Origin of the sequence: Polaribacter sp. (assembly GCF_965656025.1) — a bacterium.
In the GTDB taxonomy this organism is placed as follows: Bacteria; Bacteroidota; Bacteroidia; order Flavobacteriales; family Flavobacteriaceae; genus Polaribacter.
Map to the genome: position 1 here is coordinate 1 of NZ_CBFHJT010000070.1, position 11,673 is coordinate 11,673.

At 30.9% G+C, this 11,673-nt stretch carries 12 protein-coding genes; 7 read left to right on the top strand and 5 right to left on the bottom strand.

Translation table 11 applies throughout. The features are described 5' to 3' along the window. Window positions 1-49 precede the first annotated feature (49 nt). The 4 genes from ACTG3S_RS12020 to ACTG3S_RS12035 all read right to left on the bottom strand — a co-directional run bounded on the left by ACTG3S_RS12020 (window position 50) and on the right by ACTG3S_RS12035 (window position 3,204). Window positions 50-751, bottom strand: coding sequence for a Bax inhibitor-1/YccA family protein (locus ACTG3S_RS12020; protein WP_439129592.1), 702 nt, complete (start codon window positions 749-751; stop codon window positions 50-52). A 20-nt stretch (window positions 752-771) separates the two neighbouring features. After that, the gene (locus ACTG3S_RS12025; RefSeq protein WP_439129593.1) at window positions 772-1,206 is read right to left on the bottom strand and encodes a LexA family protein; all 435 of its coding nucleotides are present in this window, start codon (window positions 1,204-1,206) and stop codon (window positions 772-774) included. An 89-nt stretch (window positions 1,207-1,295) separates the two neighbouring features. Beyond that, the gene (locus tag ACTG3S_RS12030; protein ID WP_439129594.1) at window positions 1,296-1,673 is read right to left on the bottom strand and encodes a DUF2007 domain-containing protein; all 378 of its coding nucleotides are present in this window, start codon (window positions 1,671-1,673) and stop codon (window positions 1,296-1,298) included. Next, window positions 1,666-3,204 carry a PLP-dependent aminotransferase family protein gene (locus ACTG3S_RS12035; RefSeq protein WP_439129595.1) on the bottom strand — a complete coding sequence of 513 codons (1,539 nt, stop codon included), beginning with the start codon at window positions 3,202-3,204 and terminating at the stop codon, window positions 1,666-1,668. Before ACTG3S_RS12035 ends, ACTG3S_RS12030 begins: the two co-directional genes overlap by 8 nt. 67 nt (window positions 3,205-3,271) lie before the next feature. Here ACTG3S_RS12035 and ACTG3S_RS12040 point away from each other — a divergent pair, with 67 nt between their 5' ends. The 4 genes from ACTG3S_RS12040 to ACTG3S_RS12055 all read left to right on the top strand — a co-directional run bounded on the left by ACTG3S_RS12040 (window position 3,272) and on the right by ACTG3S_RS12055 (window position 8,522). After that, a complete protein-coding gene (locus tag ACTG3S_RS12040; protein ID WP_439129596.1) occupies window positions 3,272-5,092 on the top strand; it encodes a TonB-dependent receptor plug domain-containing protein in 1,821 nt (606 codons plus the stop codon). A gap of 401 nt (window positions 5,093-5,493) precedes the next feature. Further along, entirely contained in the window at window positions 5,494-6,117 is a 624-nt protein-coding gene (locus ACTG3S_RS12045) for a hypothetical protein (RefSeq protein WP_439129597.1), read from the top strand. After that, window positions 6,111-7,535 (top strand): flotillin family protein, encoded by a 1,425-nt coding sequence (locus ACTG3S_RS12050; protein ID WP_439129598.1) that lies wholly within the window; start codon window positions 6,111-6,113, stop codon window positions 7,533-7,535. The genes ACTG3S_RS12045 and ACTG3S_RS12050 overlap by 7 nt, the downstream gene beginning before the upstream one ends. 111 nt (window positions 7,536-7,646) lie before the next feature. After that, window positions 7,647-8,522 (top strand): cupin-like domain-containing protein, encoded by an 876-nt coding sequence (locus ACTG3S_RS12055; RefSeq protein WP_439129607.1) that lies wholly within the window; start codon window positions 7,647-7,649, stop codon window positions 8,520-8,522. A gap of 281 nt (window positions 8,523-8,803) precedes the next feature. Here the strand turns inward: ACTG3S_RS12055 and rseP are convergent, their stop codons facing one another. Continuing rightward, window positions 8,804-10,150 carry an RIP metalloprotease RseP gene (gene rseP / locus ACTG3S_RS12060; protein ID WP_439129599.1) on the bottom strand — a complete coding sequence of 449 codons (1,347 nt, stop codon included), beginning with the start codon at window positions 10,148-10,150 and terminating at the stop codon, window positions 8,804-8,806. 171 nt (window positions 10,151-10,321) lie between these two features. Between rseP and ACTG3S_RS12065 the strand changes: the two genes are divergently transcribed. The 3 genes from ACTG3S_RS12065 to ACTG3S_RS12075 all read left to right on the top strand — a co-directional run. Continuing rightward, a complete protein-coding gene (locus tag ACTG3S_RS12065) occupies window positions 10,322-11,002 on the top strand; it encodes an SCO family protein (protein WP_439129600.1) in 681 nt (226 codons plus the stop codon). A 52-nt stretch (window positions 11,003-11,054) separates the two neighbouring features. Continuing rightward, window positions 11,055-11,285, top strand: coding sequence for a FeoA family protein (locus ACTG3S_RS12070; protein ID WP_439129601.1), 231 nt, complete (start codon window positions 11,055-11,057; stop codon window positions 11,283-11,285). After that, the coding region (locus ACTG3S_RS12075) for a FeoB small GTPase domain-containing protein (RefSeq protein WP_439129602.1) at window positions 11,286-11,673 on the top strand (388 nt) is incomplete at its 3' end. It abuts the gene before it with no gap.

Sequence of the window (11,673 nt, forward strand, 5' to 3'; positions counted from 1 at the left end):
GTTCTAAAATCTGTGAGGTCTGAGTAATTTATATTCTTACAATAATGTATTAGTCTCTAGACATAAAAATTGACAATACATACCAAAAAAGTAGCATTAAAGAGGCAAATAAACCCAATGAAGCTGGTATATAATCTTCTGTTCCATATTTGTTAACCAAGTTAGATGTTTGGTATAAAATAGAGCCACCTGCTAATATACACATCCCTACAGAAAACCATAAACCTAAATTAAAACCAAATAAAGCGCCTGCAACAATTAAACCCATTGCAATAAAAAAGCCTATTGTTAAACCTGCTTTTATAAAAGAAAAATCTTTTTTTGTGATAAATACAATGGCAGAAATACCCACAAACAAAGCCAAAGTAACAATGGCTGCTTGTTGCACTAAATCTGCACTTTCTGTATAATAAATGGCAAGATATAAAAGTGGTACAAATATAATAGATTGTGCAAAAACATATAAAGCAAATGCCATATATTGAACGTTTTTGTCGGAAGTTTTCATAATAGTACTTTCTGCATAATTAGTTGCTAGCATAAAACCACCTAGCATTACAAGCCAACGCCAACCTTCTAACATAGAAAGCATAAAGTTTACAATAGCATCGCTTTGTAATAGTAAATATTCAAATAATACAAATAATAAAACACCACCTGCAACGTGCGCGTATGTTTTTTTATAGAAAGCTACACGCACTGCATCTGTAGATTCTATCAATAATGTTTTGTTTTCAAAAGTGTTTTCCATAGTTTTTGTTTTTGGTTGATTTATACTTTCTTAATTACGTTGGTTACAATACCCCAAATTACAAAATCGTTTTCTTCTGTAATGTTTATAATAGGATAATCAGGATTTTCTGGTTGTAACCAAACTTCATTTTTTTCTACACGCAATCTTTTTACGGTAAATTCGCCATCTAAATAACAAACAGCAATTTTGTTGTTTTCTGGTTGTAAACTTCGGTCTATGACTAACAAATCGTTGTCATCTAAACCAGCATTTATCATAGATTGCCCTTTTACTTTTGCAAAAAATGTGGTGTTTTTATTTTTTACAAGTTCTTCATCTAAAGACACTCTGTCTTGTTCAAAATCTTCTGCAGGTATTGGAAAACCAGCAGAGATACCAGAATCTATTAAAAAAGCACCTTCTATACTAGAAGGTTTAGGTGTAAAAAAGACTAAATTTTTTGAGCTTTCCATGAGTGTGCAAATTAAAACTTTTCTTTTAATTTTTATCTTTTATTTACAAATAAAAATGATGATAAATGCTGCTTCAAATACATACTTTTTTAAAATATTGTTTTGCAATCGTTACAAATATGTCTTGTTTTTTCAAAAAAAGGAAACAACATATAAAACACGTTTTTTCTCTGTGCAGGTGCTACTAAAATTCTATGAGAGTTGCACTTAACACAAACCATTTGGTTTCCATTTTTGTCTTTTTGATAAGCTCTAATTTCGTTATAAATTTTTGCAGCTTTTTCAAAATCATTTTTATGTATTAGTAATTTTACACCACCAATGGCATTGCTTACTAACGGATCCGTATCAATTGTTTTTTCGTCCATTAGTAACGTTGTAATACCTTCAGCATCTAATTTAGATCTGGTAACATGCGCTTCTGTAGAATATTCAAAAACAGCTAAAATTTGGTAGTTATCATTCATCTTTTTTCTTAAGCAAAATACTCTTTTTTTTATTTTCAGAGACTATTTTTTGATAAGCAAGTTTTAACTTTTTAATTACAATAGACAATTCATCCAAATTCAATTGCCCAAAACCAAAACGAATGGCGCAATTATTTTTATCTTGATATAATATTGTTTTTGGGATAAATAAATCAATTTTTTCGGCTTCTTCTGCTAATTTTACCAAAGATATTTTTAGATTAAATTCTAACCAAAGAGCTAATCCTCCTGCAGGAACTGTCCAAGTTGCAATTTCAGAAAAATTTTGTTGCAAAAGCTGACATAAAGCATTTCTTCTTTGTTTGTAGGTCACAATATTTTTTTTCATCAATCTGTAAATTTCCCCTTCATAAATCAATTCAGATAACATTTGTTCTTGAATCAAATCTCCTTGTTCATCTAATAAGTACAAATAATTTTCTGCTTCTGCAATTATGTTTTCTGGTGCAATTACAAACCCTGTTTGAAAACTTGGAAATAAAGATTGCCCTAATTTCCCCAAATAAATAATCATTCCATCAGTATCTGCACTTGCCATTGGTAACATAGCAGCACCATCAAACTGAAAATCGTAGTCAAAATCATCTTCTATAATAGCAAACCCATATTCTTTTGCCAGTTTTACCAAAGCTAATCTACGTTTTGCACTTAAAGTTACTGTTTTTGGGTAATCTCTTTGGGCACAAACATATACGCATCTAATCTGTCCTTTTGCAAAGTTTTTTTTGATGAAATTCACATCCAAACCATCTTTATCTACAGGTACAGTTTTAATAGAAGCATCTACTTGTTGAAAAATCATATTAGCAGCGTAGTTACTTAAATCGCCCACTAACACAAGCTCTTTTGGTTTTATTAAAAGTTGAGAAACAATGTACAAACTCATTTCTGTACTTCTGGTACTTAAAATATTTTTTGGATTGATGTAAAACCCTCTTGTAGCATTTAAATAATTGCACAACTGCGTTTGAAACAAAGAATAGGTATTTTCATTGGGTCTATTCCATTTTTTGATTAACGTTTTACGTTTCATGGCAGCACTGTACCATCTTGTAAACTCGTTTACAGGATGCAAACGTAAATCTGGTTTGCCATCATTTATACTGTATTTTGCATTGGTGGTTTGTATGGTTGAGGCTAAGTGAAAGGATTTTTGAAAAGGAAAACCTGTGTTTTTTGCATAAGCATAGGGGTTATTTTTTTGAGATAAAATTGATTTTAAGGGCTTTTTTTTAATAGCAGTTTCAATTACAAAAGTTCCTTTATTGGGGATGATTTCTACCCAACCTTGTGAAGCCAATTCATCGTAAATAGCTACAGCTGTGTTTCTGTGTACCTTTAAAACTTTACACAAAGCACGAGTTCCTGGTAATTTGGTGCCTTTTTTTAAAAAACCTCGTTGAATTATATTTATTATTTGTTGTGCAACTTGAACATAAATAGGTTGTGTTGCAGTTGCATCAAATTTTAATAATTGTTCAAATAATTCAAAAACCGGACTATTATTCATTTTTAAACTGGACTATTTTTATCGTCCGGAAAGTTACGACTTTTGCAGTCTAATGAAAACATCATTTATGAAAATTAAATTTGGCCTTATAATTGTTTCTTTATTTTTCGCATTTCAATTAAATGCACAAGAAAACAGGATTAAATCAGATACTTTAAAAGAGATTGTAATTACTTCTACTAGAATAGATTTGCCTTTTAAAGAAAACTCTAGAACCATTAATATTGTTACAAAAGCAGCTATAAAAAATAGTGCAGCTACTAACGTTGCAGATTTGTTACAACAAGTTGCAGGTGTAGATATTAGAAGAAGAGGTACAGCAGGTAGTCAAGCAGATTTATATATTAGAGGCGGTGGTTTTGATCAAACATTGCTTTTAATTGATGGCATAAAAATGGACGATGCACAAACAGGTCATCACACATTAAACGCAGCTTTACCTATAGAAGTAATTGAGCGAATTGAAATTATAAAAGGACCAGCAGCAAGAGTTTTTGGGCAAAATGCATTTACAGGTGCTATAAATATTGTTACCAAAAAGAAATTACAAAGTATAGCCTCAGTAAATGTAGAGGCAGGTTCTTTTGGGCAGTTAAATTATTCTGTAACTGCAGGAAAAGAGTTTAAAAACTCCTCTTTTATAGTACATTATGGTGCTTTAACTTCAGACGGGTACCGTAATAACTCAGATTACAACAACAATAATTATTTTATAAAAGCTGTTTTAAACAAGAAAAAACAACCCATTGAAGTGATTGGTACTTTTTTCGATAAAAAATTCGGAGCAGAAAATTTTTATACCACAAACCCTGCTTGGAATGAATATGAAGAAACACAAAATAGTTTATTAGGAGTTTCTACCACTTTTAGAACCGATAAATTTAAAATTACACCAAGAGTTTATTGGAGAAGAGGTCAAGATATTTTCTTGCTAAAAAGAAACGACCCTATTTTTTTCAGAAACTTACATATTACTAATAAAATTGGTGCAGAAACCAATGTTTCTTATACATCTAATTTGGGTGTAACTGGTTTCGGAATCGATATTTCTAGATTTTCTATTAGCAGTAATAATTTAGGAGATAGAAATAGAACCATGGCAAATTTCTTTTTAGAACATCGTTTTAAATTAGGTGATTTTGTTGATGTAACACCAGGTGTTGCTGTAAGTTATTTTTCAGATTTTGATGTAAATGCTTTTCCTGGCTTAGATTTAGGTGTAAAATTATCTGATAATTTTAAAGCTTATGGTAATGTGGGCTATACCTTTAGAGTACCAACATATACAGATTTGTATTATAGTGATCCTGCAACTTCTGGGAATCCAAATTTAGAACCAGAAAGTGCTTTTGCACAAGAAATAGGTTTGAAATATAACGCCAATCGATTTTCTGGTTCCGTTGCTTTTTTTAATAGAGATTCAGATAATTTAATAGATTACATTAGACCCAATACAGGTGTTAGCGTTTTTACAGCAGAAAACATTGCAGCAGTAAACACAAAAGGTTTTGAAATTGAAGGAAATTATAACTTTAAATTAGTAGGCTATAATCAAACTTTAAATTTTGGTTACACCTATTTAAATGATGATATTTTAGATCAAAAAAAAGACTTATCTCGTTATTCTTTAAATACGCTGAAACATCAATTTATAACACGTTTTTCATCGAGATTGTTTAAAAATGTTCGTCAAAATATCATTTACAAACATGCAGAAAGAACAGTGGGTACAAGCTATAATGTTTGGGATGCTTCTATTATTGTAGATTTTCATAAATTCAATTTTACAATTACAGCAAACAATATTTTCGATGCAGATTACATAGAATCTGGCTTTGTGCCAATGCCACCAAGTAATGTTTTATTTGGTTTGCGTTATAATTTTTAAAAAAAATTCAATTAACTTATTTTTTTTACAAGGCTTTCTGAAAAGAAAATGTAGCTGTCATTTCGACTTTGTGGAGAAATCTTTTACTATTAATCATCAGTTATTTAGATTTTTCGACTACGCTCAAAATGACATCATTAAAGACTTTTCAAACTGCCTCTTTTTTTGCTAAAATATATTTTTTGTAACAAAAGCTATTTTTTTGCTACTAATAAGTATAACTCTTACAGTTTTTATAACTTCTATACTAATTTTTCTTTTTTTGAAGTTACAAAAAGAACTACTTGTAAGTACTTTTTAAGTAGTATTTTAAAAAACTAGAGTTCGATTTTTATTGATAAAAGAACGTGTTTTATTCAGTAAAAAATTTCTATATTTAGTCACTTTAAAAATAATTTGTTATGATAGAATGGTTTCAAGAGTTGCCCTCTTTTCAAAAAACATATTGGATTCTTACAGGAATTTCTACACTCTTTTTTTTATTTGTGCTTGTAACCACATTAATGGGTGCAGAAGCAGATGATTTTGATGATGTAGACGCCGAAATAGATGCAGATTCTGGTGCTGGATTTCAATTTTTTACCTTTAAAAACCTGGTTGCCTTTTTTACCATTTTTGGTTGGAGTGGTATTGCAAGTATAGATGCAGGAAATACTAAAGCCACTACAATTATTATTTCTATTGCTTGTGGTTTGTTAATGATGTTTGTAATGGCAGCACTGTTTTATTATATCAGCAAATTAACATCTAGTGGCACCTTAAAAATGCACAATGCTTTAAACGCAATTGGCGAAGTGTATCTAACCATAGGCGCAAACCGATCTAAAACAGGCAAAATTCAAGTTAAAATACAAGGCGCTTTAAGAGAGTTAGAAGCTTTAACAGACCATCACTCAGATTTAAAACAAGGCGAAATTATAAAAGTAGTACATGTTACAGCAAACGGAGTTTTAATTGTAGCACCAGATAATATCACCATAGAACCATTAACCATAGAACCTAAAAACCCAAAATTACTATGCTAAACTTAATTATTTTACAAACAAGCCCATTTGCAGGCTTAATAGGAATAGGAATTGCAATACTATTCGTATTTATTTTACTTATTGCAATGATAAAACGCTATAAAAGATGTCCTTCAGACAGAATTTTAGTAGTGTACGGAAAAGTTGGTGGAGGCGAATCTGCCAAATGTATACATGGTGGAGCCGCGTTTATTTTTCCTGTTATTCAAGATTACGAATACTTAGATTTAACACCAATGTCTATAGAAGTAAATTTGGTAAATGCCCTCTCTAAGCAAAATATTCGTGTAAACGTACCAAGTAGATTTACCATTGGTGTATCTACAGAACCTGGTGTAATGCAAAATGCTGCAGAAAGATTACTCGGTTTGGGCTTACCAGACATTCAAGAATTGGCAAAAGAAATTATTTTTGGTCAGTTACGTTTGGTGGTAGCTTCTATGGATATAGAAGAAATTAACAATGATAGAGATAAGTTTTTAACCAATATTTCTCAATCTGTAGAAACCGAATTAAAAAAAGTTGGTTTAAAATTAATCAACGTAAATATTACAGATATTGTAGACGAATCTGGCTATATAGAAGCATTAGGTAAAGAAGCAGCAGCACATGCAATTAACGCCGCGAGAAAATCGGTTGCAGAAAAAAATAGAGATGGTTCTATTGGAGAAGCAAATGCAGTACAAGACGAAAGAACACAAGTTGCAGCAGCAAATGCACAAGCTGTAGAAGGAGAAAATACCGCAAAAATTGCAGTTGCAAATTCAGACTCTTTAAGAAGACAAAGAGAGGCAGAAGCAGAACGTACAGCAATTGCATCAGAAAAAGTACAAAGTGCAAACGCTTTAAAGGAATCGTATGCAGCAGAACAAGAAGCAGAATTGGCGAGAGCAGAAAGAGAACGTTCGTCTCAATTAGCAGATGTTATTGTACCTGCAGAAATAGACAAACGTAAAGTAGAAATAGATGCAGAAGCAAGAGCAGAAAACATTAGAAGAATTGCAAAAGGAGAGGCAGATGCTATTTATTTAAAAGCACAAGCAGAAGCAAAAGGTTTGTATGAAGTACTTACCAAACAAGCTGCTGGTTTAGATGAAATTGTAAAAGCAGCAGGTAATGATTCTCAGAACGCAGCATTGTTATTAATTGCAGACAAACTACCAGAATTGGTTAAAACACAAGCAGAAGCTATTAAAAACATAAAAATAGATAAAGTAACTGTTTGGGAAAATGGTGGTGGTAAAGATGGTAAATCCTCTACTTCTAACTTTATTTCTGGGATGTACAAATCTGTACCACCTTTGCAAGAAATGTTTAATATGGCAGGTATGCAATTGCCAGATTATTTAAAAGGAAAAAACATACCCACAGAAGATGCAGAAGTGGTGAATGAAACCAAATCTTCTGACAAAGAATAAATTTTAATAAAATAATGTATAAACCATCATTCATTTTCTGAGTGATGGTTTTTCTGTTTATAAAAATGATTTCGTTACAATTTCTTAACTTTGCCCCTTAAAAAAAATGCCATGTCTTTAAATTTATCGCAAATAGATAGAGTAAAAACAATCACCAAAGAAGATTTTATAAAAAACTATTTCAAGCCACAAAAGCCATTGGTAATAGAAAATTTTATAGAAGATTGGCCTGCGTATAAAAAATGGAATTTAGCATACATGAAAGAGGTTGCAGGAGACAAAACTGTACCTTTGTATGATGATAGACCTGTAGACTACAAAGATGGTTTTAATGAGCCACATGCTACTATGAAAATGAGCGAGTATGTAGATTTGTTAAAAAAAGAACCTACGAAATTCAGAATATTTCTTTGGAATATTTTAAAAGAAGTACCCATTTTACAAAAAGATTTTAGTTACCCAGATTTTGGTTTAAAACTGATGAAAGGTTTGCCAATGCTGTTTTTTGGTGGTACAGATTCGTACACTTTTATGCATTATGATATAGATTTGGCAAATATTTTTCATTTTCATTTTGAAGGTAAAAAAGAAGTAATTCTATTTGACCAAAAGCAAAATAAGTATTTATATAAAATTCCACATTCTTTAATTACAAGAGAAGATATCGATTTTTCGAATCCAGATTTTAAAAAATGGCCCGCTTTAAAAAAAGCAAAAGGATACATTACCAACTTAGAGCATGGGCAAGTATTGTATATGCCAGAAGGTTATTGGCATTATATGAAATACATTACACCAGGTTTTTCTATGAGTTTAAGAGCCATTGCACGCAAACCTAAAAATTTAGGAAAAGCCATTTACAACATTTTTATTATGCGAACTATTGACAATGTTATGCGCAGAATAAAAGGTCAAATTTGGATAGATTGGAAAAACGAACAAGCCATTGTAAAAACCCATCAATTTAATAATATTAAAAATACGTAGTTACACGTATCTATGGTAGATGTTAATTTACTATATTGCAGGCATCTAACAAAAAAACTTAGTATATTATGAAAGCCTGTCCAAGATGTAAATCTGTGTCTAGGCACAGAATGAAAAGAAAAGGGATTGCTAGATTAATACCAGGAACTAGAGGTTATGCTTGCGACAAATGTAACACAGAATATTTTTGGATTTCCATGATTAATCGATCAATAAAAATGTAAAAAAGCCTCACAATAATATTTTTGTGAGGCTTTTTTTTAATGATGTGTATTAATATGCTATTTAAACAGTCTAAAAATATCATTACCATTTGCGAATAATAGTAGAATTATCAGTAAAACAAAACCAACTACTTGTGCGTATTCTAAAAATTTATCACCAGGTTTTTTACCAGTAATCATTTCCCAAAGGGTAAAAACGACGTGCCCACCATCTAAAGCAGGTATTGGTAAAAGATTCATAAAACCTAACATGATAGATAAAAATGCAGTAATTGTCCAAAAAGATTGTGCACTCCATTCTGCAGGAAAAATACTTCCAATAGAAATAAAACCACCCAAACCTTTATAAGCACCAGTACTTGGGTTAAAAATCTTTTTCAATTGCTTAACGTAATCGGTTAATGTTTTCCAAGATTTTTTTAAACCAGCAGGTATGGCTTCAGAAAAAGAATACTCTACATCTGCTAATTTATAATAACCTAATTTTTCTAAATCTTTAAAAGAAAGTTGCCCTAAGCCAACACCAAGTTTACCATCTTCTGTAACTTTTAAAGAAACCTCTTTAGTAGTGGTACCTCTTTTTACGGTTACTGTGATCTCTTGGTTTTTATATTTTTCTAGTTCAGTTTGTGCTTCATCAAAATACTTAATAGAAGTACCATTTATAGAAATAATAATATCTTTTGTTTTTAAATCTGCTTTAAGGTTGGGCGATTCATCTGTAATACCAGCAACCACAAAAGGATATCTTGGATATAAAAATGGACCAGCATCTTTACCTCTATCCATTAACTGAGAAATAAAATCTTCTGGAATTTCTTTTTCTAAAATTTGTCCGTTTCTTTCTATCTGATAGTTCTCTCCGTTAATAAATTCTAAAGATAAACCTCTAAATTTCTTAATTTTTTCGCCATCAACAGTTAAAACTTTATCACCAGTTTGCAAGCCTAAATTTTCTGCCAACTCATTTTCTACCCAAACACCATCAACTACATTTTCGTTTGGTAAATATTTTTCTCCATAAGCCCACATTAGCATAATATAGATAAAAATACCTAATACAAAATTTACAAAAACACCACCCAGCATTATAATTAGACGTTGCCACGCAGGTTTAGAACGAAACTCCCAAGGTTGTGCAGGTTGTTTCATTTGTTCGGTATCCATACTTTCATCAATCATTCCAGATATTTTTACATATCCACCTAAAGGAATCCAGCCAATACCATACACGGTTTCGCCAATTTTTTTCTTAAAAAGAGAGAATTTGTAATCAAAGAATAAGTAGAATTTTTCTACTTTGGTTTTAAACAATTTTGCAGGGATAAAGTGCCCCATTTCATGCAAAACAATTAATAAAGATAAACTTAGTATAAATTGAGATGCTTTTATTAATATTTCCATTCAGCGTTAAATCATAATTAAAAAACGCACAAATGTACGGTTTTAAAGAGAGTTCTAAAAGAACTATTAAAGTTTGCTTTTTTATTTTAACAAAGATTTTACATACATTATCGATTTACCAGCTTCTTTCACGTTTTTTTATGTTGTATTTTTGCAATACAAACGCTTATTATGGAGATTAAATTCTTTAAAAAATCGATTCCTACACTTATTTTTTTAGCAGTATTTTCGGCAGTTGCTATTCCTGTTTTTTATCATTTATTAAAGGTTGATAAAAAACTGAAAGTGTACAGTCCTGCAGATGTAAATCCGCGTTTGGTAGATTTTTCTATGAAACACATTACCAAAGACCACACCATTGCAGATTTTAAATTAATCAACCAAAATGGAAACATTATCACTAATAATAATTACAAGGATAAAATTTATGTAGCAGATTTCTTTTTTACAAGGTGCCAAACCATTTGTATTGCCATGGCTTATAATATGAGTCAGTTACAAGATTATTATAAAAATGACGATGATATTATGTTTCTATCACACTCTGTAACTCCAGTTATAGATAGTGTTTCAGTTTTAAAAGAATATGCCAATAGAAAAGGCGTTATCGAAGGTAAATGGAATGTTACTACAGGACCTAAAACTCATATTTATGAGTTGGCAAGAAAAAGTTATTTTGCAGTTTTAGACGAAGGTGATGGAGGCGAAAACGACTTTATACATACAGAACAATTTGTATTGGTAGACAAAGACAGACGCATTCGCGGTTATTATGATGGCACAGAAAAAGAAGATATGGAAAAGTTAAAAGAAGACATCGTTTTGTTAAAAGAAGAATATGCTTCTAAATAACTTGTTTAGAATCATTCTAAATGGTTATCTTTGTCACCCCAAATAAAAAATATTGAGCACAATTGCATCTTTACGTATTGGAGAAATGGGATATATTTCTGAAGAAACTTTAGATTTAATACCCTTAAAACTACTAGAAATGGGCTGTTTACCAGGTGCAGAAGTGCAATTGGTACAGGTAGCTCCCTTAAAAGACCTCTTATATATTTGTGTAAATGGCAGTCATTTAGCCATTAGAAAAGAAACTGCAGTGCAAATACAAATCTTAAAAGCAAATCTATAAATGTCTAAAAACGATATAAAAGTTGCTTTAATTGGTAACCCTAATACAGGTAAAACCTCTTTGTTTAATCAACTTACTGGTTTAAACCAAAAGGTGGGTAATTATCCAGGTGTTACTGTAGATAAAAAACAGGGCAAATGTAAATTATCTGCTAAACAAAATGCCATTATTACAGATTTACCTGGTACTTATAGCATCAATCCAACTTCTTTAGACGAAAGTATTGTTTTAAAAACCTTACTTAAAAAAGATATTAAAGAATCTCCAGATGTAATTTTAGTGGTTGCAGATATAGAGAATTTAAAAAGAAATCTGTTACTTTTTTCTCAGATTAAAGATTTAGAAATTCCTACTGTTTTGGCTATTAATATGGTAGATCAAATGCATA

What these genes read in the sequence shown, in the direction of transcription:
- ACTG3S_RS12020 (WP_439129592.1), bottom strand. Translation starts at nt 751, where the DNA reads ATGGAAAACACTTTTGAAAACAAAACATTATTGATAGAATCTACAGAT.
- ACTG3S_RS12025 (WP_439129593.1), bottom strand. Translation starts at nt 1,206, where the DNA reads ATGGAAAGCTCAAAAAATTTAGTCTTTTTTACACCTAAACCTTCTAGT.
- ACTG3S_RS12030 (WP_439129594.1), bottom strand. Translation starts at nt 1,673, where the DNA reads ATGAATGATAACTACCAAATTTTAGCTGTTTTTGAATATTCTACAGAA.
- ACTG3S_RS12035 (WP_439129595.1), bottom strand. Translation starts at nt 3,204, where the DNA reads ATGAATAATAGTCCGGTTTTTGAATTATTTGAACAATTATTAAAATTT.
- ACTG3S_RS12040 (WP_439129596.1), top strand. Translation starts at nt 3,272, where the DNA reads ATGAAAATTAAATTTGGCCTTATAATTGTTTCTTTATTTTTCGCATTT.
- ACTG3S_RS12045 (WP_439129597.1), top strand. Translation starts at nt 5,494, where the DNA reads ATGATAGAATGGTTTCAAGAGTTGCCCTCTTTTCAAAAAACATATTGG.
- ACTG3S_RS12050 (WP_439129598.1), top strand. Translation starts at nt 6,111, where the DNA reads ATGCTAAACTTAATTATTTTACAAACAAGCCCATTTGCAGGCTTAATA.
- ACTG3S_RS12055 (WP_439129607.1), top strand. Translation starts at nt 7,647, where the DNA reads ATGTCTTTAAATTTATCGCAAATAGATAGAGTAAAAACAATCACCAAA.
- rseP (WP_439129599.1), bottom strand. Translation starts at nt 10,150, where the DNA reads ATGGAAATATTAATAAAAGCATCTCAATTTATACTAAGTTTATCTTTA.
- ACTG3S_RS12065 (WP_439129600.1), top strand. Translation starts at nt 10,322, where the DNA reads ATGGAGATTAAATTCTTTAAAAAATCGATTCCTACACTTATTTTTTTA.